The organism is Tabrizicola sp. (genome assembly GCF_036781545.1).
Classification (GTDB): Bacteria; Pseudomonadota; Alphaproteobacteria; order Rhodobacterales; family Rhodobacteraceae; genus Tabrizicola.
Genome location: NZ_DAIQAT010000029.1, coordinates 1 through 22,259, shown reverse-complemented (window position 1 = coordinate 22,259; position 22,259 = coordinate 1). Strand labels below are relative to the sequence as shown.

The following is a 22,259-nucleotide window of genomic DNA, read 5'->3' as shown; positions in this document are numbered from 1 at the left end:
ACCGCGCGTAACAAGGGGAAGCGTGATGTTCACACGCATGTCCGCGCCGTCTTAATCTGACAACAAGACAGGCCCGAGAGTAGAGACGGGTTCTGTCGCAAGCTTGGACTGTGGCCCACCTGACAGCTTTGATGCCGTTGTTTCCCTTGCCAGCGCTGCAAACTGAGCTAACGGACAGAGCCCGGGCGTCATCTGTCCTTTGCGGATCATGTTCGCGACCTCGATCCACTCGAGCGCGGCCTCTTCGTCAGAACCGGTCCTGATTGCCCTCTCGGCCCCTTGCGCTTGCCCGATTTCCGGCGAAAATGCCCCGGACATGGCTGACCGGAATCCCCTTACCCTGGACCTTGCCCTTGACCTGCTGCCCCGGCGCTTCCCGGGGCCGGGTGGCGTCGTCGTGGTGCTGCGCGACGGCAGGGAGGTCGCCGCGCGGGCCTGGGGCTATGCCGGGCTGGAGAGCCATCGGCCGATGACGCGGCAGACCCGGCTGCCGATCTGCTCGATCTCGAAGCAGTTCACCTGCGGTGCCCTGCTGGCCGAAGTGGGGGAGCCGGAGGCGCTGGACCCGCTGTTGCCGGGCTTCCTGCCGGCGCTGGAGCCGCTGCCCCCGGTCCGGCGGATGTGCCACAACCAGTCGGGCCTGCGCGACTACTGGGCGATGACGGTGGTCGAGGGCGCAAAGGCCGAGCAGACGTTCGGCCCCGGACATGCGCTGCCGATGATCGCCGCCACCCGCAGCGGCCATTTCGCCCCGGGCATGGGCTATTCCTATTGCAACGCTAACTACCGCCTGCTGCCCGAGCTGATCCGCAAGGCCACCGGACAGGAGCTGGCGGACCTCTACCAACGGCACATCTGGGGGCCCGCGGGCATGCGGACGGCGGTGCTGACCGCCGACACCCGCCACCCCGAGGATGGTGTCACCGGCTACGAGGGCAACGAGGCCACCGGCTATTTCCCCGCCGACAACGGCATCTACTGGGTCGGTGATGCCGGGATTTCAGCCTCGCTGGACGACATGCTGGCCTACGAGGCCTGGATCGACGCCACCCGCGACGACCCGGCCGGGATTTACCGCCGGCTGTCGGCGCCGGTGACCTTCGCCGACGGGACCCCCGCGCTGTATGGCTTCGGCCTGTCGCATGAGGCGGTGGGCGGCGTCGCCGTCACGGGCCACGGCGGCGCGCTGCGTGGCTTCCGGGCGCAGCGGATGCATGCGGCCGCGGCCCGGGTCTCGGTGGTGGTGATGTTCAACCACGAAGCCAGCGCCCATGACGCCGCCGCCTTCCTGATGCGCGCGGCACTCGGCCAGCCCGAGCCCGCGTGGCAGCCGCCGGAGCCGGGGTGGGAGGGGCAATGGCTTTGCCCCACGACGGGCCTGATCGCCCGGCTGGAGCCGGAAGCCGAGGGTGTGAAGCTGCATTTCGCCACCGGCCCCGAGGTGCTGCGCCAGCAGGGGCCGGGCGTCCTCGCCTCCGAGGAGATCCGGGTCGAATGGCAGGGCGACGGCTTGCGGATGCAGCGGCGGCGCGACAACCTCGACACCTTGCTACAGCCGCTGCCGGTGATGGAAACCGCCGATGGCGGGGTCCTCGCCGGGGAGTACCGCTGCGGCGAGACCGGCGGCACCCTGCGGCTGGAGGCGCGCGACGGTGCGGTCTTCGCGCTGTTCACCGGCCGGCTGGGTCAGGGGCGGATGGAGCCGGTGCTTCCCGCCGGGCCGGATGTCTGGCTGCTGCGCACCCGCCGGTCGATGGACGCCCCCGCGCCGGGCGACTGGACGCTGCGGGTCCGCCGCGATGCCGGCGGCGCGGTGATCGGCCTGACCCTCGGCTGCTGGCTGGCCCGCGGCCTCGACTTCACCCGCCTGGCCTGAGCCGGGCAGACAGGACACTTCCATGCAGGTCACCGAAGGCAAGGCCCCGTTCCGCGATTACGAAACCTGGTATCGAGTGACGGGCGACCTGACCTCTGGCCTGACGCCGCTGATCGTCGCCCATGGCGGGCCGGGCTGCACCCATGACTATGTGGAGAGCTTCGCCGCGCTGGCGGGGGCGGGCCGGGCGGTGATCCATTACGACCAGATCGGCAATGGCCGGTCCACCCGCCTGCCGGAGAAAGGGGCGGAGTTCTGGACGGTGGACCTGTTCCTGGACGAGCTGACCAATCTGATCGCCCACCTGGGCCTGGGACGGGGCTACTACCTGCTGGGCCAGTCCTGGGGCGGGATGCTGGGGGCGGAATTCGCCATCACCCGGCCCGCAGGGCTGAAGGCGCTGGTGCTGGCGGACAGTCCGGCCTCGATGCCGGTCTGGATCGAAGAGACCGGCCGCCTGCGCGACGCCCTTCCCGAGGAGGTGAAGGAGGTGCTGTCGCGGCACGAGGCCGCCGGCACCACCGATCACCCCGACTATGCCAGGGCGACCAAGGCCTTCAACGCCCGCCACGTCTGCCGGCTGGACCCGCTGCCCGATGCGGTGAAGCGTACCAATGCGGCGATGGAGGCGGATTCCCACGTCTACAACCTGATGATCGGCCCGAACGAATTCCACATCACCGGCACCTTGGCCGATTGGAGCGTGGTGAACCGGGTTCACCTGATCGAGGTGCCGACCCTGCTGATTTCGGGTGCGTTTGACGAGGCGACCCCGGCGACGGTGCAGCCTTTCGCCGATGGTATCCCGGATGTGCGCTGGCATGTCTTTCCGAATTCCAGTCATATGCCACATGTCGAGGAATTCGACGACTGCATGAAAGTGGTCGGGGACTTCCTGGCCCGGTGCGATGTGGAACAAAGCACCGGCTGATCCTTTTCCCGCGCGCCCCTCGCATCTGTTCCAGGGGAAAGAAATCCGGCGGCTGTGTGGCCGCCATGGCACCAGAAGGGAGACATAATATGAGTGAGATCAGATCCATCAGGGCGCGGCTGAAGGGCCGTTTCCTGGGCGGCGTCGCCGCGCTGGCCATCGGCGCGGCCTTCCCCGCGATGGCACAGGACGATGCGCATTACGGCGGCACGATGAAGCTTCTGGGGGTTTCGTCCGAAGGCACATTGGACCCGCATATCAACTATACCGCGCGCTACTGGCCGCTGTTCATCTACACCCATGACGGGCTGATGGCCTTCAAGAAGGTGGGCGGCCCGGAAAGCGCCGATGTGGTGCCGGATCTGGCCGAGGCGATGCCCGAGGTGACGAACGACGGCAAGACCTATACCTTCAAGCTGCGGCAGGGCATCAAGTTCTCGAACGGCAAGGACCTGACGGTCGATGACGTGGTGGCCTCGTTCCAGCGCATCTTCAAGGTTTCCAGCCCGACCTCGGGCAGCTTCTACTCCGGCATCGTCGGCGCCGACAAATGCCTGGCCGAGGCCGAGACCTGCACCCTGGAAGGCGGCGTGATCGGCGATGCCGCGACCAACACAATCACCATCAACCTGGTGGCGCCGGATGCGGAGTTCCTGTTCAAGCTGGCCGTGCCGCATGCGGTGATCATGCCCGCCGACACGGTCATGAAGGACGCCGGCAACCAGCCGATCCCCGGCACCGGCACCTACATGTTCGAAAGCTACGACCCGAACGCCTCGCTGATCATGGTGCGCAACCCGCATTTCAAGGAGTGGAGCAAGGACGCCCAGCCGAAGGGCTATCCCGACCGGATCGAATACACCTTCGGCGGCACCGAGGAGGCGGCGGTCAACGCCATCCTGAACGGTCAGGCCGACTGGATGTATGAACCCGTCCCCTCGGACCGTTTGGCCGAGCTGAGTGTGTCGAACCCCGACCAGCTTCGCGTCTCGCCACTGGTGGCCTGGTGGTATGCGCCACTGAACGTCAACATCCCGCCGTTCGACAGCCTGCAGGCGCGGCAGGCGATGAACTATGCCGTCGACCGCGATGCACTGGTGTCGGTCTTCGGCGGCCCGGCGCTGGCCTCTCCGGTCTGCACCATCCTGCCGCCGGACATGCCCGGCCATGCCGACCGTTGCGACTACACCGCCGATCCCGGCGAGTTCTGGAGTGCGCCGGACATGGAGAAGGCCCATGCGCTGGTCGAGGAATCGGGCACGAAGGGCCAGAAGGTCACGGTCGTCGCCGACGACACGTCGACAGGCCGTGCGGTTGGCACCTATCTGCAGACCGTGCTGACCGAACTGGGCTATGACGCCACCGTGCAGTCGATCTCGGGCGACATCCAGTTCACCTATATCCAGAACACCAACAACAATGTGCAGATTTCGGTGACGCAGTGGTATCAGGACTACCCCGCGGCCTCGAACTTCCTGAACGTGCTGTTCGGCTGCGACAGCTTCACCCCGGGCTCTGACAGCTCGGTGAACATGTCGGGGATCTGCGACAAGGGGCTGGACGACCGGATGAAGGCCGCGATGGCGCTGGCCGGGACCGACCCGGAGGCGGCGCTGACCGAATGGGGCAACATCGACTACGACATGATGAAGCTGGCCCCGGCGATCCCGCTGTTCACGCCGAAGGACGTGGACCTGATCTCCACACGGATGGGCAACTATGAATTCTCCAGCCAGTTCCACTGGCTTGTCGGGAATTCCTGGGTCCAGTGATGGGCGCATCCCCTGAACAGGAGACCGCCCTGCCCCCGGCCGACCCTTCGGCCGGGGAGAAGGTCTGGTCGCGCCGCGGCCCCTGGAGGCGTGTCCTCCAGGGGTTGCTGGGAAGCCCCACGGCGATGATCTCTGCTGCGCTTCTGGTGCTGATCGTGATCGCCACGCTGCTGGCCCCGGTCTATGCGAAACATGTCGCGGGCACCGATCCGTTCCGTTCCGGCCTGTCGGCCAAGATTAAGATCGACGGCAAGCCGGTCCCGGTGATGCAGCAATCGACCGAGGGCCTCGGCCTTGGCGTAACGCCGATCGGGCCGACCTGGGGGCCGCAATACATGCTGGGCGCCGATGGGCAGGGCCGCGATGTGGCGGCTCGGCTGCTGTATGGCGGGCAGAACTCGCTGCTGATCGCCGGGGCCTCGACCGTGCTCTGCCTGCTGATCGCGGCCATCGTCGGCATCGCCGCGGGCTATCTGGGCGGGGCGGTCGATGGCGTGTTGTCCAACCTGATCGATATGATCTGGGCCTTCCCGGTCTATCTTCTGGCGATCTCGCTTTCCATCGTGATGATCGGCAAGAGCTATGCCTTCGGGCCGTTCGAGATATCCTCGGGCAGCCTGATCGTGCCCATCCTGATCATCGGCCTGGTCTATGTGCCCTATGTCGCCCGCCCGATCCGCGGCCGGGTGCTGGCGCTGAACCAGAGCGAATTTGTCATGGCCGCCCGCGGTCTGGGAATCCGGCCCGGGCGCATCCTGTGGCGGCATATCCTGCCGAATGTCTCGACCACGCTGATCGTCTTCGCGCCGATGCTGATGGCGCTGAACATCGTCACCGAAAGCTCGCTGTCCTTCCTATCGGTGGGCGTGCAGCCGCCGAACGCCAGTTGGGGCACCATCCTGCAGGACGGCCAGACGCTGCTCTACTCGCGCCCGATGGTGTCCTTGGCGCCGGGCCTGGCGATCATGGTTACGGTGCTGCTTCTGAACCTGTTCGGCGACGTGCTGCGCGACGTGCTGGACCCGAAATCGGCACGGGGGCGCTGAGATGCTGGCAGCCATCCTTTCGCGCCTTCTGCGCATGGTGGTGGTGATGTTCGGCATCTCCGTCATCACCTTCCTGATCTTCTTCGCCACCCCCTCCTCTGACCCAGCCGCACGCATCGCTGGCAAGAACGCCGCGCAGGAAACCATCGAGGCGGTGCGCAAGGACTTCGGCCTCGACCGGCCGCTCTATGTCCAATACGGGCTGATGATGAAGCGCCTGTTCATCACGCGCGACCTGACCTCCTTCGCTAACCGCGGCCAGCAGATCGTGCCGGCGGTGGCCGCCGCAGCCCCCGCCACGCTGTCGCTGGTTTCCGGGGCCGCGGTGCTGTGGATGCTGGGCGGGATACTCACCGGCATCACCGCCGCCGCCTGGCGCGGGCGATGGCCTGACAAGCTGTTGATGGGCATATCCATGATGGCCGTCGCCATGCCGGTGTTCTGGGTGGGCGAGATGGTGAACCTGATCACCCAGAACCGGCTGCACGACACCTGGGCCTTCTCCTGGGTGCCCGCCCTTGGCTACACGCCGTTCTCGCAAGACCCGGGGCTGTGGTTCCGGTCGATGGTCTTCCCCTGGCTGACGCTGGCCTTCCTGTACATCGGCCTCTATGGAAGGATGCTGCGCACCGGCATCATCGAGACCTATCAGGAAGACTTCATCCGCACCGCCCGCGCCAAGGGCCTGACCGGGCGCAAGGTGCTGCTGAAACACGCCACCCGCAGCGCGATCATTCCCATCGTCATCATGTTCGGCATGGATTTCGGCGTGCTGGTGGGCGGGGCCGCGGTGCTGACCGAGGTGGTCTTCGGCATCAACGGTGTCGGGCGGCTGACCTATCAGGCGCTGAAGGTGCTGGACCTGCCGATGATCATGGCGACGGTGCTTTACGCCAGCTTCTTCGTGGTCGTCGCCAATGCGGTGGTGGACCTCCTTTGCCTGCTGATCGACCCGCGGATGAGACGCGCATGACCGACCTCGCAACCCTGACCCCTGCCGCTGCGGTCGGCACCAGGCCGATCCTGTCGATCCGCGACCTGTCGGTCTCGTTCCTTGGCGCGCGCAACAGTTGGACCCGGGTGATCGAGGGCCTGTCCTTCGATGTCGCCCCGGGCGAGACCGTGGCGCTGGTGGGCGAATCCGGCTCGGGGAAAAGCGTGACCTCACTGTCCGTGCTGGGTCTGCTGGACCCGGCGACTAGCCGGCTGGAAGGCTCGATCCTGCTGGACGGCCACGACGTGCTGAAGCTGGACGAGGCGGGAATGATCCGCCACATCCGCGGCCAGGCGGCGGCGATGATCTTCCAGGAGCCGATGACCAGCCTGCACCCGATCTACCGGGTGGGCGACCAGATCATGGAGGCGCTGACCAGTCACCGCGACATGCCGAAGGCCGAGGCGCGGCGGCAAGCCATCGCTTTGCTGGAGCGGGTGCGCATCCCCAACGCGGCCAAGCGGATCGACGACTACCCCCATGCCTTCTCGGGCGGGATGCGGCAGCGGGTGATGATCGCCATGGCGCTGGCCTCGCGCCCGAAGCTGCTGATCGCCGACGAGCCGACCACGGCGCTGGACGTGACGGTGCAAGGAGAAATTCTCGACCTGCTGAAGGATCTGCAGGCCGAATTTGGCATGGCGATGCTGTTCATCACCCACGACATGGGCGTGGTGGCCGAGATGGCCGACCGCACCGTGGTGATGCTGCGCGGCCGATCCGTCGAGCAGGGACCGACGGCGGCGATCTTCGCAGATCCGCAGCAGCCCTATACCCGGGCGCTGCTGGCCAGCGTGCCTGTCCTCGGCAGCATGAAGGGCGAGCCGGCGCCGTTGCGTTTCCCGGTGGTGGACATGAAGACCGGCGTCGCCGGGGAAGCCCTGCCGCTGCGCAGCAAGCCGGACCTGACCGCGCCAATCCTCGACGTGCGCGACCTGGTGACCCGCTTCGACGTGCGCGGCGGGATGCTGAACCGCCGCGTTGCCCGGGTCCATGCGGTAGAGAACGTCTCCTTCCGCATCTTCCCCGGCGAGACGCTTTCACTGGTGGGCGAATCCGGTTGCGGCAAGTCCACCACGGGGAGGTCGATCATCCGGCTGAACGACCGTTCCACCGGCAGCGTCCGACTGGGGGACGACGACCTCTTCGGCTTGGGGGCCGAGGCGATGCGGCGCAAGCGGCGTGAGATCCAGATGATCCCACAGGACCCGTTGGCCAGCATGAACCCGCGGATGACCGTGGGCGACGCGCTGGTCGAGCCCTTCCTTGAACACGGCATGGGAACGGCGGCCGAGGGCCGCGCCAAGGCCGCCAGGCTGATGGATCAGGTCGGACTGACCGCCGCCATGCTGGAACGCTACCCGCATGAATTCTCGGGCGGGCAGAGGCAAAGGGTCTGCATCGCCCGGGCGCTGATGCTGGACCCAAGGCTGATCATCGCCGACGAATCCGTCTCGGCGCTGGACGTGTCGGTCAAGGCGCAGGTGGTGAACCTGCTTCTCGACATCCAGGACCGGATGGGCATCGCTTTCCTGTTCATCAGCCACGACATCGCGGTGGTCGAGCGCATCAGCCACCGCATCGCCGTGATGTATATGGGCGAGATCGTCGAGATCGGGCCACGGGCCGAAATCCTGGAGCGCCCGCGCCACGCCTATACCCGCCAGCTGATCGGCGCAGTGACGGTGCCCGACCCGGCCCGACGCCACCTGCGGCGCAACCTGGCGGTGACCGAGTTGCGCACCCCGATCCGCCCGCTGGACTATGCGCCGCCCGTGCGGCGGTATGAGGAAGTCGCCCCCGGCCATCTGGTGATGATCGAGGGTTGAAGGAAAAGGGCGGCCGGTTGGCCGCCCTTCCAGCCTTACCCTGCGAAGCGCGTCGCCGCGCCCGAGGTGATCCATTCCTCCAGCAACTGCACCCCGAAGCCCGCGCCGCCCGGCCGGGCGTGCAGCCGGTCCTCGTCAACGATCTCCTTCCCGGCGATGTCGAGGTGGACCCACGGCCGCCCCTCGGTGAAGTTGCGCAGGAAGGCCGCGGCGAAGGCGCAGTCGCCGTCCTCCAGATCCCGGGCATGTTGGCGCAGGTCGGCGATGGGCGACCGCAGTCCCTCGTCATAGGCATGGTCCAAGGGCATCCGCCAGAACCGCTCGCCCGTCGCCTCGCCAGCCGCCAGCAGGCCGTTGGCAAGCTCATCATGGGTGGCGAACAGCCCGGCGAAGACATGGCCGAGGCCGCGCATCACCGAATAGGTCAACGTCGCCAGATCGACCATCGCCGCCGGCTCGAACCGCGTCGCGGCGTAGTGCAGGATGTCGGCCAGCACCATCCGCCCCTCGCAGTCTGTGTCGAAGACCTCGACCATGCGGCCCGACATCGTGGTCACGACGTCGCCCGGTTTGTAGGAATTGCCCGACAGCATGTTCTCGGCCACGCCGAGGACACCGACGACATGGACCTTCGCCTTCTGCCGGGCCAGCGCCAGCATAGTGCCGATCACCGCCGCCGCACCGCCCATGTCGCCTTTCATGGTGAACATCTGTGGCCCGGACTTGATGCACAGTCCGCCCGCGTCGAAGCACATGCCCTTGCCGACCAGCGCCAGCGGCTTTCCTTCCGCGCCCTGGTAGCGGAGCACGATCACCCGCGGCGCCCGGGCCGAGCCATTGCCGACCGCCAGCACCGCCCCCATGCCCAGCCGCTCCAGATCGGCTTTCTCCAGCACCTCGATGCCGATCCCGGCCTCGGCCAGCGGCGCAAGGTGGTCGGCGAAATTGTCCGGGTTCAGGTGGCTGGCCGGCAGGTTGACCAGCGTGCGGGCCAGCGCCACCCCCTCGGCCAGCGCCGCGCTGCGGGCCAGCGCCGGGCCGTCGGCGGCGGCCAACGTCAGCCGCAGGTCGGGCGCGGTCTCCGACTTCGCCATCATCGGGAACCGGTAGTTGCGCAGCCGCATCCCCAGCAGGACGCGGGCGAGGATATCCTCGGCGGGCAGAGCAGCTCCCGCCGGGGCCTCGAAGACCAGTGCCGCGACGGTTTCTTCCTCGGCCTCCAGATGCCGGGCCAGCGCCGCCCCGGCGCGGGTCGCCTCCAGCGTGGTCAGCACCCCGGCCTCGCCCAGTTCCAGCACCACCACCCGCCGCGCGTTCAAGCCAACGGGTGCAAGCAGGTCGATGCATTCCCCCGCCTTGCCCTTGCAGCGCGGAGCCTGCATCGCCCGCGAGATCGCGCCGCCCGTCCTGGCGTCCAACGCCAGCGCCTCGGGGCCGAAGCCGGCCTGTCCGGCCTTGACCAGGACGATCACTTCCGCGGTTTCCGTGACGGCACTGCCCGGCGGGGCCGGGTCGAGAATGATGGACATGACATGATCCTGTGATTGGCTCCGGAAGTCATACCGCCGCTGGACCGCGTTGCAAGGGGCGTGTGGGCGGTTTTCCTGTATCCGACGTCCGTGGCGCATAGTGTGGGGCCATAGCCCCTGCCCTGCGCGACCGAACAATGAATGTCCCCTACGGAGCCCCTCTGCCGTGCGACATTAACCTGCCCTGCAGCGTCGATAGCCTGCAGCAGCCTGAACTGGAGCGATTCAGGCCGCCGTCTGCCGGACGTGACGCTCGTGCGGGGCAATCCGAACAGCGACACCTGGAAACAGAAAGCTCCAGATCAGAATGGCCTCATGGCTCACTCAAGTCAGCCAGTGCTGGCTTCGTAGCTTTCAGAAGATGAATGGCCGCTGCGCATGCGTCAACGGAACCTTGCAAGTCCCCTGCGAGCGGCCTCGGAGGATAGGCCTGCGCGGACCACGTTCTAACCGTTGTCGCCGACCAGCGCTCACACACCCTACAGCACTTCCAGACTGGCAATCCTTTCCATCACCGCCTTCACGTTGCCACACCCCACTTGCCCCGCGCCATGTCCTGATGCCGAGCGCCGTGAGCTCGGCGGCGATGGCGCGGAGGGAGCCGTGCCCGCCGGCCCCGGCTATCCGCGAAGCGGGGGGCAAGGTCACGGGCGAAGCTGTTGGTATTGGCGGTGACGTTAGCGCGCAGGGCGGCTCCGCCCTTGCCGGCCCGTCGCAGGCTGGCCGCGCCGTTCGGATTCCCCAGCCTCGCCCCTCGCGCCTTCGCGACCGCAAGGGCCTCCTTGGTGGGCTCTGTCAGACGAATGCGAACCAGTCTCCGTTGCCCCTACCCCACCTGCCGCTCAGGCCGCGAGAAGCCCGCGCCACTCGGCGAAAGCGGCGGCGCGGGTCTGCTTGTAGGTGTCACGATGGAGGTGGCGCTCCGTTGGAAAGTGGTTGTGGACTGAGGTATGCAATGAAGCGAACTTCTGCAAAGTGTGCATGCGGCGGAACCGCAACCTGCTCGCTTCGTCGGAACGGCAGCTGCGAGTTCTCCGCTCGATTGTTGAGCCAGCGGCCCATCTCCAGATCGTCGCCGCGCCCAAGGTCCTTCAGCGCAGCGCCGTATGATCTAAGCATGTCAGTCACGACCAGGCCCTTCGGCACCCGTGACCCGCGGCCTTCAGCGGATTTTCACGCCGCGCATCCAGACCTCTTGTATCGACAGATCCCGCTGGTTCAGGACAACAAGGCTTGCGCTGCGGCCAGGGGTCAGCCGGCCAAGATCCTCCAGCCCCAGATAGTCTGCCTGACGGGTTGAACACAGTTCGGAGGCGCGGGCGGGAGACAGACCGAGAGAGACAAGATTGCGATAGGCATCCAGCATGGTGATGGCACTTCCGGCAAGCGAGCGCCCGTCTTCGGTCATCACCGTCAGCCCGGTCTTGATGACCGCCTGATCATCGCTGCTGGCATAGCGGCCGTCGGGCAGCCCTGCCGCGGCCGTGGCATCGGTGATCGCGAAAAGCCGGGGGATGGCCCGGATGGCCGCCAGCATCATGGTGCGATCGACATGGATCATGTCCGAGATCAGTTCGGCATAGTCCCCATGGGCCAGCGCAAAGGCCCCGACGCCGGCATCGCGGTGATGCGCCCCCGACATGCCGTTGAAGAGATGGGTGAAGCCGACCATCCCGCTGCCGAAGGCCCTTGCAAGAAGTTCGGGCGAGGCAAGGCTGTGGCCGACCTGAACCCTGCATCCCATCGCAGCAAGCGCGGAGGTCAGCTCCATCCCGCCCGGCATTTCCGGCGCAACTGTGGCGATCCGCAGCCCGCAGATCTTCATCCAGCGCGCGGCCAGATCAAGGTCGGGAAGCAGGGTGCAATCGCTTTGCGCCCCCAGCTTGCCGGGATTGATGAACGGACCTTCCAGATGGGCGCCCAGAACCACCGGCTCATCCTTGGCGGGGCCGCTCTGGACGCGGGCGATATCGGCCAGCGCCGTCTCGATCACCGGAATCGGGGCGGTCGAGGTCGTGGGCGTCAGGGCCACGGTTCCCTGTTGGGCATGATAGCGCATGAAGGCGCGGATACCGTCCTCGCCATCAGCGTAGTCTGAACCGTTGCCGCCATGGATATGCAGGTCGATGAAGCCGGGAAGGATCAATGGCAGCCCGTTTTCTTCGGGCCGCAGACAGGGCGCGGCATCAAGGGCTGCGATCCTTGGACCGTCAAACGCTATGGTGCCAAGCATCCAGCCCGAAGGTGTCAGGATATTGCCTCTGGGCGGCTGCGTGGGGTGGCTGGTCATCTCAGGGGTTCCTCATGGCTAGGTCTGGAGGGCGGGTCCGGTGGCATGGATATGCAGCATGGCCGCGCCGCGCACGCCGCTTGCATCGCCGAACTGCGCCACTGAAAGCTGCGGCAAGGGCACACCTTCCATCAGCGTCGTTTGCATCCGTGCCGTCAGCAGGCCGGTGATGCCGGGGATCTTCGACAGCCCGCCGCCAAGGACGATATGGTCCGGATCGATGCTGGTCTGGATGGTCAAAAGCAGCTCGGCAACCAGCTCACACCACAGTGCCATGACCGCGGTCGCCCCGGTCGCACCGCTTGCCGCACGGGCGGCGATCTCTGGCGCGGGGGCATCATCGCCGGTCATCCAGCGTCCGAGAATCTGCAACCCCGGACCCGAGACCAAGGTCTCATAGCAACCCACACGCCCGCAGGCACAGGTCAGCACAGGAACCCGCCCCGCGAAACCGACCGGGATGCCAAGGTGGCCGATCTCGCCCGGAAGGCCGGCAAGCCCGCGCACCAAGGCGCCCCTGTGACAGACCCCACCACCGCATCCGGTGCCAAGGATCAGGCCGAAGACCGTCGTTGCGCCCGCGCCCGCGCCGCCATTCGCCTCGGACAAGGCAAAGCACTTGCAGTCGTTCTCGGCGGCGACGGCCACGTTCAGCCGCTGCTCCAGTTCGCGCGGCAGTGATTTGTCGGTGCTCGGCAGGTTCGAGGCCAGAAGGCGTCCCGTCAGCCTGTCGACAGTACCCGGCACTCCGATCCCGAGCTTCAGGCCCTGCTGCCCCGCCTCTGCGCAGGCCCAGCGGTATTGGTCGACCAGCCCGTCCAGCATCGCCTCGAAAGAGCTGGTCGGGGTCGCGGTGCGGCGGCGGATCATCGGCTCCAGCCGGTGGTCGAACAGGCAGGCCTCGATCTTGGTGCCGCCCAGATCAATGCCGACGATCACAGCCCGTCCCCGGTCAGGTAAGGGTAAAGCCTTACCCCCGACACCACCCGCGACAGGCTGCCGTCTTCAAACGGGTTGTCGACGTTGAAGCCCAGACGGTCCGACCACCAGACCGCCAGAAGTTGCGCCGTGAGCACGTAGAGAAGGCCGCGCCAGATGTCCTGATCCGCGCCATCGATGATGATATCCGCGCGGCTGTCCTTGGGTCCATGGGTGATGACGGCTGCCGCGCCGAACTGGCGGCGGATCTCATCCGCGGCGTCCTCTTCGTAGCGGCGGGTCTGAGCGGTGCCGGACAGGAAGGAAAAGACCTGTGTTTCGCTGTCAAGAATGGCTTTCGGCCCGTGGCGGAAGCCCATCGCGCTTTCCCAGCATGAAGGGATGCGGCCATGGGTCAGTTCCAGCACCTTCAGCGCGGCCTCGCGGGCAAAGGGGGTCAGCACCTCCGAGCCAAGAAAGACCGCCCGCGAAGGGCACGGGTCGGCCTCATCCATCCGGGCCAGCATATCCGCAATGACATCCGTAGCGCCGCTGGCCAGCGCTGCGATACGGCTTTCCGCAGAGGGGGTGGTCTGCGGATCAAGACAGACCAACGCCGAGATCAGCATGGTGGTATAGCTGGAGGTCATCGCAAAGCCGGCATCGTTGGTTGCAGACGGCAGCAGCACCACTTCGCGGCGGCCCGAGCCGGCGGCCTTGCGTTGGGCAAGTGCGCCCTTCGGGTTGCAGGTGAAATGCAGCTGGTCGGCCGTGGGCATGTGCTGATCCAGCAAATCAAGCAGGCCCAAGGTCTCGGGGCTGTCGCCGCTGCGCCCGAACGAGATCACCAGAACCCTGTCCTGCGGGCGCAGATAGGCGCCGGGGCTTGCCACAAGATCGGTGGTTGCGATGGAACGGTAGCGCAGCGGATGCGGCGCGCGGTTCAGATGCGTCGCCAGCGCCTCTCCGATGAAGGCCGAGGTGCCAGCCCCGCAAAGCCAGATCTGGTCATAGGCGTCGGGCTGGAACCAGGTGGCAATCCTGGCGGCATGGTCCCCAAGCGGGCGGGCCCAGTCCCGCCAGATCTGTGGCTGGGCAACGATCTCCCGATAGGTGGTCCACCGTGACAGCATGTCAGGCGGGTTCGAGGAAGGAAGCATGTCAGACCTTTCGGGCAGGATCCGGAGCGATGATGACGGTGACGCCATGGCCCCGCAAAGTGGAGACAACCTCATCGGGCACCGCCCAGTCGGTCACGACGGTGTCGATGCGGTCGATGGCACAAAAGCGGTGAAGGCTGGTCGCGTGGAACTTCGATGAATCGACAAGCACCACGATGCGCTTGGCAACCCCGACCATCGCCGCTCCCTGATGCGCCTCGTCCTCGTTGAAGGTGCTCAGCCCGTCTTCGGCATCGAAATTGTCGGCGCCAAGATAGATCGTGTCAAAGCGCATGTTGGCCAGCGACTGTTCCAGCATCCGGCCGGTCAGGGCGTGGGCGTCAAAGCGCACGACCCCACCCGGCATGATCACCGAATGCTGGCGGCATCCCCAAAGCGTCTCGACGATGTTCAGGCCGGCGGTCAGGATGGTCAGCGCCGCCGCCTCGCGCAGATGGCCGGCAAAAAGCTGCAGGGTGGAACCGGAATCCAGAATGATCGCCCGGTCGGTTGCGATCAACTGCAGGGCCGTTTCGGCGATGGCCCGCTTCTTGTCGGTGTTGACATTTGCCTTGTCGGCCATGCTCGGCTCAAGAAAGGGCCGGACCCGTGTCGCGTTCTGCGCCACCAGCGACATGGCCAGCGCGATGCGGAAGTCCGGAACCCCGCTGAAGCCATAGTGGCGGCAGAAGCGCACCACCGAGGGCTGGCTGACCCCGGCCGCCGCCGCAATCTCCTGGACCGAACCGGCCATGAAACGCTCTGGATCGGCCAGCAGCACATCCGCAACCAGCCTGAAGGCGCGCGACAGGCTGTCTCTCTGCTCTGTAATCCGCGTGAGAAGCGGCGCTTCCATGGCATGTCCTTCGGCAATCTTTCGCCCCGTGGTCAGGCCGGGGCGTCATGGATGGGGCTGGTCCTAGGACCAAGGGTTCGAGACATTGTCGCCCGCCGCGTCGAAAAGGATTGCCCGCTGCGGGTCAAGGACGACATGGCAAAGATCGCCGGCCTGAACTCCGGCCTGACCGGTCAGGCGGATGGTCAGACTGCTGGCATCGCCCAGCCGACCGTGGAGAATGGTCTCGTTTCCAAGATGTTCGACGACCTCGACGGTCACCGGCAGCCCTTCGTGGGCAAGGCGGATGTCTTCGGGTCGGATGCCCAGTTCAAGCCGCTCTCCGGTGGCGATCCGGGTGACGGACTGCACATTGACCGTGCCGCCAGGCAGCGTCAGCCGCACCTCGGACCCGGTTTGCGTCCAGCCGGTGGCTGGCACAAAGTTGATGGGCGGCTGGCCAAGGAATCCCGCGACGAATTTGTTGCGGGGCCGGTTGAACAGTTCCAGCGGCGAACCGCATTGCTCGATCCGGCCGGCATTCATCACCACGATCCGGTCGGCAAGGGTCATGCCCTCGACCTGATCATGCGTCACATAGATCATGGTGTTGCCCAACTGGGCGTGCAGGCGGGCCAGTTCCACCCGCATCTCGGCCCGCAGGGCGGCATCAAGGTTCGATAGCGGCTCGTCAAACAGGAAAAAGCGCGGCTTGCGTGCAAGCGCCCGTCCGATGGCCACCCTTTGACGCTGGCCGCCCGACAGTGTCTTGGGTTTGCGCGGCAACAGGTGTTCGATCCTCAGAAGGGCCGCGATTTCGGCCACCCGGGTGGCGATTTCGGCCTTTGGCGCACCGGCGATCCGCAGGCCGAAACCGATGTTCTGGGCGGTGGTCATATGGGGGTAAAGCGCGTAGGACTGGAACACCATGGCAAGGCCGCGCTCTACCGGGGCCGCATCCGTGATGTCGATGCCGTCCACCGTCAAGGTGCCGCTGGTGATCGCCTCCAGCCCTGCGATGCAGCGCAGCAGGGTGGATTTTCCGCAGCCAGACGGGCCGACCAGCACCAGAAATTCGCCGGTCCGGATGGTCAGACTGACATCGCGGATCACCTCAAGCGTTCCGAACGACTTGCCTATGTTTTGCAATCTGAGTTCGCCCACGCCTTGTCTCCGCTCAGAGTCGACAGTCCGGGACAGGTTATTTGAAGAATGTAATTTTACAACATATTTTTCTGCCTGCCGCTCTAGATCAGGGCCGATGTCCAGCAAGCCATGTAACGAGCTTCGCAAATAAGTTGCCCGAATAGAAATTTCGCTACATATTTTTGAAGCGAATCATAGAAAGCCACCACAAAGGCTGGCTCACTCCAACAGCGAGGGTTGAAATGACACGATCTTCCCGCCCACTCCTGTCCTCCATGCTTGCGGGTTGCGCGCTTGCGGTGATGGCGCCGCAGGCAGGGGCTTCCGAACTGGTCTTCTGGTCGATGTGGAACGAGCCGGAGCCGCAGGCCGTTGCCCTGCGCGCCATCATGGACGCCTACACGGCCAAGAATCCCGACACCACCTTCAGCGTGGTCTGGAACGGTCGCGGCAACCAGACCAAGCTGCGTGCAGCACTTCAGGCCGGAACAAAGGTCGACCTGATGGATCAGGACGGCGACCAGTTGATCGGCGGGCTGCAAAAACAGGGGCTTGCGCTGCAGCTTGACGGTCTGGTCGATGCCGATTTCGGGGCAGCCCTGCTGCCTGGCGTCTTTGACATTTACGCCTCCGAGGGCAAGCACTATCAAGTGCCCTATGTCTACAACTCAGTCAATTTCTGGTACAACACCGAGATGATGGCAGAGGCTGGCGGGCAGGAACCCGCCACCTGGGACGAGCTGCTCGCCCTGTGCGATGCGGTGCGCAAGATCGACAAATATGCGCTGGTGGTCGACAATGACGACACCTACGCGCTGTATTACTTCTCGTATCTGCTGGAGCGGAAGCTGGGCGTGAACGCGCTGGTGACGACGTTCGAGGACAAGACCGGTGAAAGCTGGCGCAAGCCCGAAGTGCTGGAAGCCGCACAGATGGCGCAAAGTCTTTGGGGCCGTTGCATCCCGGATGACGCGCGCGGCTTCCAGTATCCGGCCGGCCAGCAAACGGTGGCTCTGGGCGATTCCATGGGCAACTTGAACGGATCCTGGCTGCCGGCAGAGCTTTCCTCTTCGGCGGGAGAGGATTTCCCCTGGGGCGCCTTCAACTTCCCGGCGGTCGAGGGCGGCGCGGGCCAGCAAGCCGACCTGCAGGTGGCGCTCTTGTCGATGATCGCGCTGGAAAGCTCTGAACACAAAGACGAAGCGGTCGATTTCCTCACCTTCCTCGTCAGCGAAGAGGCGCAGAAGATCATTGTCGAGCAGGGCAGCGTGGGCAGCACCCGTGCCGGTGTGCCGTGGCCGGCGATGCTGGATGAGGCCTATCAGGCCGCGACCAATGCCACCGCCATCAGCAATATCTACGGCGGCGTCGGTGTGAATTACCCGGACTTCTACACCACCGTCCTCGCACCGCAGCAGAACAAGATGTTCATGGGCGAGATCGAGGCTCAGGCGTTTGTCGACACCATGGCGGCAGAAACGAAGAAATACTGGGATGCCCAGTAACGCCCGCTGATCTGATCCCCGGACCGGCCACAGGGTCGGTCCGGGCTTTGCCGCCCCTTCGCCCGAGGAGAGTTTCATGCGACGCCGGATGGTGTTCACCTTCCTTGCCCCGGCCGTGCTGCTGTATCTGTTCTTCGTGATGGCGCCGGCCTTCGCCTCTTTCTACCTTAGCCTGTTCCAAACCTCCGGTTTCGGCGAGACCCCGCGCTGGGTCGGTTTTGGAAACTATGCCAAGCTGTTAGCCGACCCGATCTTCTGGCTCAGCATCAAGAACATGGCGCTGATCCTTGTGGTCGGCGGGGTTGCCATCTTCGCGCTGGCCTTCCTGTTCACCATCCTGATCAATTCCGGCATCTGGGGCAAAAAGCTGTTCCGGGCGCTGATCTTCATGCCCAATGTCATTGCGGTGGTGGCGCTCTCGACCTTCTGGTCCTTCATCTACATGCCGCGCTACGGCATGTTGTCCAATCTTTTCAAATCATTGGGCTTTGAGCAGGCTGCCGCCATTTCATGGACCACGCCCGACAACATCTTCTGGTCGATGCTGGTCGGACTGGTCTGGATCTCGACCGGCTTCTTCACCATCCTGATCTTGGCCGGCGCCGACAAGATCCCGACCGACATGTATGAGGCGGCCCGGATCGAAGGCGCCGGCCCGATCCAGATGTTCCGTCTGATCACGGTGCCGATGATCTGGGACGTGATCGCCATCACCATGGTCCTTTGGGTGATCGAGGCGATCAAGATGATGGAGTTCCCCTTTGCCTTTGGCGGCCCGACGCCAAGTCAGGACCTGCTCACCCCGTCGATATACCTTTTCATCATGGGCTTCGGCTTCCGCCAGCCTGTCTATGAGTTAGGCTATGCCACCGCGATCGGTGTCTGCATGTTCCTCTTCACCATTCTGGCAGTCCTTGTCCTGACATGGGCCACCCGGCGTGAACGCGTGGAGTTCTGAGATGCGGCCTTCCACCCAACAGCGGCTTCATCGCGGCATCGCCTGGATCATTCTCGCAGGCTGGGGCGCCTTCACCATCTTCCTGGTGCTCTGGGTCATCATGGCCTCGCTGAAATCGACCCGCAGCCTGTTCGGGAAACCCTTTGAGTTCCCCTCGTCCCCGGCCTTCATCAACTATTCCAAGGTCTGGGTGACCAGCCACTTCGGCGAATACTTCCTGAACAGCCTGCTTGTGGTCACCGCTTCGGTCATCGGCCTTCTGGCCGTGGCGCTGCCAGCCGCCTATGTGCTGAGCCGGGGCAAGTTCCGTGGTCGCAAGGCGCTTTTGAACTTCTTCATCTTCGGCATGGGTATCCCGATCCCGCTGCTGTTCATTCCACTGGTCGTCATGCTCAGCGAGATCGGGCTGATCGACACGCTGACCGGGCTGACACTGGTCTATCTGTCGGTCTCGCTGCCCTTCACCATCTATGTGCTGCAGGGGTTCTTCTCGTCGCTGCCGACAGATCTGGAATCGGCGGCGGTGATCGACGGCTGCTCGGACTGGCAGGTGTTCTGGCACGTCATGCTGCCCCTTGCCACGCCGGGGGCCGCGACGGTGGCCATCCTTAACTTTGTCGGGCTCTGGAACGAATACCAGATTTCCCTCGTGCTGATCAGCGCACAGGAAAACCGGACGCTGTCGCTGGGGATCTATTCGCTGATCACCTCGATGCAATACTCCGGCGGCAACTGGCCGGGGCTGTTCGCCGGGGTGACCATCGTCATGGTGCCGACCATCCTGATCTACATCTTCCTGTCCGACAGGATGATCAGCGGCATCACCATGGGCGGCGTCAAATGAAGGCGGCAGATATCTTGATCCACCTGCCGCGGGGGTGACAATGACAAATCTGCTGGCAAACATCATCGCCCGGAACCGGGCGGGCGAGGCGGTTGCGCTGCCTTCCGTCTGCTCATCCCATCCCGATGTGCTGCGGGCCTCGGCGCGGCTGGCGGCGCATCTCGGTGCGCCTCTGGCGATCGAGGCCACAAGCAATCAGGTCAACCAGTTCGGCGGTTATACCGGGATGCAGCCGGCAGATTTCGTCAGCTATCTGCGCAGGATCTGCAACGAGGCCGGACTGGATTTCGACAGGGTCGTGTTGGGGGGGGACCATCTTGGCCCGCAGGTCTGGCGGGCCCTGCCGGCCGATCAGGCGATGGACCACGCAGAAACGTTGCTCCGGCTGTTCGTCGAGGCGGGCTTCACAAAGATCCATCTCGATTGCTCCGAAGGATGCGCTGGAGAACCCGCTCAGGTCTCGGATGCGGTCAGTGCGACGCGCACGGCCCGGCTGATGGCGATCTGCGAGCGGTATGCCCCGGATCCGCGTGCGCTGTCTTACATCGTCGGCACCGAGGTGCCGCCCCCCGGAGGTGCGCGCGCCGATGAGGCGGATGCGACCGTCATCCCGACCCGCCCCGAAAATGCCCGTGCGACCCTGCTGGCGCAGCAGAGCGCAATCCTGAGCGGGGTCTCGGCAGAAGGGTGGTCGCGTGTGGTGTCGCTGGTGGTCCAGCCGGGACTGGAGTTTTCGGGCGATCATGTCCATGCCTTCGATATCGGCGCGCCGGATCATCTGTCCCCGGTGCTGACGGACTTCCCCGGCATCGCCTTCGAGGCGCATTCGACCGATTATCAGCGCTCGGAAGTCTATCCCGCGCTCGCCGAACGGCATTTCGCGGTGCTCAAGGTCGGGCCCGCGCTGACCTTTGCCTTTCGGCAGGCCGTCTATGCGCTGGACATGATGGCGGATTGGCTTGACGGCAGGCCGCCCTCGGTGCGGTCGGGCATGGAGGCCCTGCTGGCCGAGGATCCCGGCCAGTGGCAGCGGCACTATCAGGGCAATACAGAGGAACTGCGCCTGCTGCGCCATTTCGGCTATGCCGACCGTATCCGCTATTACTGGGATCGCCCGGTTGCGCGGAACATGGTGACGGCTCTGCTGGATTTTCTGCGGCAGAAGCCGCGGCAGAACCTCCTGCTGACCCAGTTCTTCGCTGAGGCGACGATCTCTCGCGCTCTAGCGCTGGAAGGACCGGGAACCGACTGGCCAAGGGCCCTTATCGAGGCGCAGATCCAGGAGACGTTGCTACCCTATTTCGGCAGCGCCCCTAGGCTCAGGACCCGTTGATTTCGTTCATTTAGCGTGATGCAGGCTCTGCAAGGAGACTTGACCGATGAGCAACCTATACTGGCTTTCTGAGGCGCAGATGGAGCGTCTTAAGCCGTTCCTGCCGAAGAGCCACAGCAAGCCGCGTGTTGATGATCGACGTGTCTTAAGTGGTATAATTTTCATCAATCGCAATGGCTTGCGCTGGTGCGATGCGCACAGGGAATACGGCCGGCGAAGACCCTCTACAACCGCTGGAGTGACAACGGGGTCTTCGCCCGGATCATGATGGGCCTGGCCGCCGAAAGCGCCGAACACGAGACGATAATGATCGATGCGACCTACCTCAGGCGCACTGACAGTGCCCCGTTACCGGCGGTTAGCAGCGGCCCCCGCCAAAGGGGAGACCAATGATGGGTAAAACTGGCGGTGCTGTCAGACGAATGCGAACTGGTCTCCGTTTCCCCTACCCCGCCGAACTGTCAGGCGAGAAGACCGCGCCACTCAGCGAGAGCAACGGCGCGGGTCCGCTTGTAGGCGCCGCGATCTTGGAGGTGGCGCTCCGTCGAAAAGTGGTTGTGGACCGAGGCATGGACTGAAGCGAACTTTTGTAAGGTGTGCATGCGCCGGAACTGCAACACCGCTCGTTCTCGTCGTCGGAACGGCAGATGCGAACTCTCTGCTCTGTTGTTGAGCCAGCGCCCCATCTCGCGGTCATCGCCGCGACCAACTTCTTTTAAAGCTGCAGCGTAGGATCGAAGCTTGTCGGTCACGATGGTTTCTGGTCGCCCGTGGCGCTTCATCGATTTCTTCAGAAATTTCAGCGCTGCCTTGCGATCGCGGCTCTTGGTGACGATGCTTTCCAACACTTCGCCTTCATGATCGACAGCACACCAGAGGTAATGTGTCACCCCTTTGATCTTCACGAAAACCTCGTCCACGTGCCACTGCCAGTGCCGATGCACGCGCATCGCCTCGACCCGCTTCTCCTGGATCTCGCAGGCGATCATCGGGCCAAACCTGTTCCACCAGAACCGCACCGTCTCGTGCTGATCTCCACGCCGCGCTCATGCAGGCGGTCTTCCACATTCCTGAGCGGCAGCGGTAAGCGGATGTAGAACATCATGGCCAAGCGGATGATCTCCGGGCTCGTCTTGAAGTAGCGAAAGGGGAGCGTTTGGTCATGCAATAAGGCTAGTAAACCGCCCTACCCCATCGCAAGCGAAGTTCTTCTGACAACACCCCTTTGGCCGTCGAGGGGCTAGCAACTGTGTCATCTACCGGGCTGGGTCTGCCACGGGACGCCTGTTTTGA

General features: G+C 64.8%; 16 protein-coding genes and 3 pseudogenes. 11 read left to right on the top strand and 8 right to left on the bottom strand.

Translation table 11 applies throughout. The features are described 5' to 3' along the window. Window positions 1-316: 316 nt before the first annotated feature. The 6 genes from V7Q39_RS07305 (at window position 317) to V7Q39_RS07280 (ending at window position 8,448) form a co-directional block, all read left to right on the top strand. A complete protein-coding gene (locus tag V7Q39_RS07305) occupies window positions 317-1,876 on the top strand; it encodes a D-aminopeptidase (RefSeq protein WP_333815899.1) in 1,560 nt (519 codons plus the stop codon). A gap of 22 nt (window positions 1,877-1,898) precedes the next feature. After that, a complete protein-coding gene (locus tag V7Q39_RS07300; RefSeq protein ID WP_333815898.1) occupies window positions 1,899-2,807 on the top strand; it encodes a proline iminopeptidase-family hydrolase in 909 nt (302 codons plus the stop codon). An 89-nt stretch (window positions 2,808-2,896) separates the two neighbouring features. Beyond that, a complete protein-coding gene (locus V7Q39_RS07295; RefSeq protein WP_333815897.1) occupies window positions 2,897-4,579 on the top strand; it encodes an ABC transporter substrate-binding protein in 1,683 nt (560 codons plus the stop codon). Next, window positions 4,579-5,625 (top strand): ABC transporter permease, encoded by a 1,047-nt coding sequence (locus tag V7Q39_RS07290; protein WP_333815896.1) that lies wholly within the window; start codon window positions 4,579-4,581, stop codon window positions 5,623-5,625. The genes V7Q39_RS07295 and V7Q39_RS07290 overlap by 1 nt, the downstream gene beginning before the upstream one ends. A gap of 1 nt (window position 5,626) precedes the next feature. Beyond that, the gene (locus V7Q39_RS07285; protein WP_333815895.1) at window positions 5,627-6,598 is read left to right on the top strand and encodes an ABC transporter permease; all 972 of its coding nucleotides are present in this window, start codon (window positions 5,627-5,629) and stop codon (window positions 6,596-6,598) included. After that, on the top strand, window positions 6,595-8,448 hold the full coding sequence (locus tag V7Q39_RS07280; RefSeq protein ID WP_333815894.1) for an ABC transporter ATP-binding protein: 1,854 nt from the start codon (window positions 6,595-6,597) through the stop codon (window positions 8,446-8,448). The genes V7Q39_RS07285 and V7Q39_RS07280 overlap by 4 nt, the downstream gene beginning before the upstream one ends. Before the next feature lie 35 nt (window positions 8,449-8,483). Here V7Q39_RS07280 and V7Q39_RS07275 read toward each other — a convergent pair whose 3' ends face one another. The 7 genes and pseudogenes from V7Q39_RS07275 to V7Q39_RS07245 form a co-directional block, all read right to left on the bottom strand. Next, window positions 8,484-9,977 carry a leucyl aminopeptidase gene (locus tag V7Q39_RS07275; RefSeq protein ID WP_333815893.1) on the bottom strand — a complete coding sequence of 498 codons (1,494 nt, stop codon included), beginning with the start codon at window positions 9,975-9,977 and terminating at the stop codon, window positions 8,484-8,486. Window positions 9,978-10,819: 842 nt separating this feature from the next. Continuing rightward, window positions 10,820-11,108 (bottom strand): annotated as a pseudogene (locus V7Q39_RS07270) (IS6 family transposase); the annotation flags it as partial. A gap of 31 nt (window positions 11,109-11,139) precedes the next feature. Next, window positions 11,140-12,267, bottom strand: coding sequence for an N-acetylglucosamine-6-phosphate deacetylase (locus V7Q39_RS07265; protein WP_333815892.1), 1,128 nt, complete (start codon window positions 12,265-12,267; stop codon window positions 11,140-11,142). 18 nt (window positions 12,268-12,285) lie between these two features. Further along, window positions 12,286-13,206 (bottom strand): ROK family protein, encoded by a 921-nt coding sequence (locus V7Q39_RS07260; RefSeq protein WP_333815891.1) that lies wholly within the window; start codon window positions 13,204-13,206, stop codon window positions 12,286-12,288. Beyond that, window positions 13,203-14,318 carry an SIS domain-containing protein gene (locus V7Q39_RS07255; RefSeq protein WP_333815890.1) on the bottom strand — a complete coding sequence of 372 codons (1,116 nt, stop codon included), beginning with the start codon at window positions 14,316-14,318 and terminating at the stop codon, window positions 13,203-13,205. The genes V7Q39_RS07260 and V7Q39_RS07255 overlap by 4 nt, the downstream gene beginning before the upstream one ends. A gap of 28 nt (window positions 14,319-14,346) precedes the next feature. Further along, complete coding sequence (locus V7Q39_RS07250; RefSeq protein ID WP_333815889.1) at window positions 14,347-15,201, bottom strand: transcriptional regulator; 855 nt, start codon at window positions 15,199-15,201, stop codon at window positions 14,347-14,349. A 63-nt stretch (window positions 15,202-15,264) separates the two neighbouring features. Beyond that, on the bottom strand, window positions 15,265-16,293 hold the full coding sequence (locus V7Q39_RS07245) for an ABC transporter ATP-binding protein (RefSeq protein ID WP_443082496.1): 1,029 nt from the start codon (window positions 16,291-16,293) through the stop codon (window positions 15,265-15,267). 308 nt (window positions 16,294-16,601) lie between these two features. Between V7Q39_RS07245 and V7Q39_RS07240 the strand changes: the two genes are divergently transcribed. From V7Q39_RS07240 to V7Q39_RS07220, 5 genes and pseudogenes are all read left to right on the top strand, one after another. Next, complete coding sequence (locus V7Q39_RS07240) at window positions 16,602-17,831, top strand: ABC transporter substrate-binding protein (protein WP_333815887.1); 1,230 nt, start codon at window positions 16,602-16,604, stop codon at window positions 17,829-17,831. A 76-nt stretch (window positions 17,832-17,907) separates the two neighbouring features. Next, on the top strand, window positions 17,908-18,789 hold the full coding sequence (locus tag V7Q39_RS07235) for a carbohydrate ABC transporter permease (RefSeq protein ID WP_333815886.1): 882 nt from the start codon (window positions 17,908-17,910) through the stop codon (window positions 18,787-18,789). Window position 18,790: 1 nt separating this feature from the next. Beyond that, on the top strand, window positions 18,791-19,633 hold the full coding sequence (locus tag V7Q39_RS07230) for a carbohydrate ABC transporter permease (RefSeq protein ID WP_333815885.1): 843 nt from the start codon (window positions 18,791-18,793) through the stop codon (window positions 19,631-19,633). A gap of 40 nt (window positions 19,634-19,673) precedes the next feature. Continuing rightward, window positions 19,674-20,966, top strand: coding sequence for a class II D-tagatose-bisphosphate aldolase non-catalytic subunit (locus V7Q39_RS07225; protein WP_333815884.1), 1,293 nt, complete (start codon window positions 19,674-19,676; stop codon window positions 20,964-20,966). Between the two features lie 46 nt (window positions 20,967-21,012). Then, a pseudogene (locus V7Q39_RS07220) lies at window positions 21,013-21,347 on the top strand (transposase); the annotation flags it as partial. 80 nt (window positions 21,348-21,427) lie between these two features. On the opposite strand, the pseudogene V7Q39_RS07215 reads toward V7Q39_RS07220, so the two are convergent. Continuing rightward, a pseudogene (locus V7Q39_RS07215) lies at window positions 21,428-22,130 on the bottom strand (IS6 family transposase). Window positions 22,131-22,259: the final 129 nt, after the last annotated feature.

Coding starts and splice junctions, on each gene's coding strand:
- V7Q39_RS07295 (WP_333815897.1), top strand. CDS start 2,897: ATGAGTGAGATCAGATCCATCAGGGCGCGGCTGAAGGGCCGTTTCCTG.
- V7Q39_RS07265 (WP_333815892.1), bottom strand. CDS start 12,267: ATGACCAGCCACCCCACGCAGCCGCCCAGAGGCAATATCCTGACACCT.
- V7Q39_RS07240 (WP_333815887.1), top strand. CDS start 16,602: ATGCTTGCGGGTTGCGCGCTTGCGGTGATGGCGCCGCAGGCAGGGGCT.
- V7Q39_RS07290 (WP_333815896.1), top strand. CDS start 4,579: ATGGGCGCATCCCCTGAACAGGAGACCGCCCTGCCCCCGGCCGACCCT.
- V7Q39_RS07275 (WP_333815893.1), bottom strand. CDS start 9,977: ATGTCCATCATTCTCGACCCGGCCCCGCCGGGCAGTGCCGTCACGGAA.
- V7Q39_RS07280 (WP_333815894.1), top strand. CDS start 6,595: ATGACCGACCTCGCAACCCTGACCCCTGCCGCTGCGGTCGGCACCAGG.
- V7Q39_RS07300 (WP_333815898.1), top strand. CDS start 1,899: ATGCAGGTCACCGAAGGCAAGGCCCCGTTCCGCGATTACGAAACCTGG.
- V7Q39_RS07225 (WP_333815884.1), top strand. CDS start 19,674: ATGACAAATCTGCTGGCAAACATCATCGCCCGGAACCGGGCGGGCGAG.
- V7Q39_RS07285 (WP_333815895.1), top strand. CDS start 5,627: ATGCTGGCAGCCATCCTTTCGCGCCTTCTGCGCATGGTGGTGGTGATG.
- V7Q39_RS07230 (WP_333815885.1), top strand. CDS start 18,791: ATGCGGCCTTCCACCCAACAGCGGCTTCATCGCGGCATCGCCTGGATC.
- V7Q39_RS07305 (WP_333815899.1), top strand. CDS start 317: ATGGCTGACCGGAATCCCCTTACCCTGGACCTTGCCCTTGACCTGCTG.
- V7Q39_RS07255 (WP_333815890.1), bottom strand. CDS start 14,318: ATGCTGTCACGGTGGACCACCTATCGGGAGATCGTTGCCCAGCCACAG.
- V7Q39_RS07250 (WP_333815889.1), bottom strand. CDS start 15,201: ATGGAAGCGCCGCTTCTCACGCGGATTACAGAGCAGAGAGACAGCCTG.
- V7Q39_RS07235 (WP_333815886.1), top strand. CDS start 17,908: ATGCGACGCCGGATGGTGTTCACCTTCCTTGCCCCGGCCGTGCTGCTG.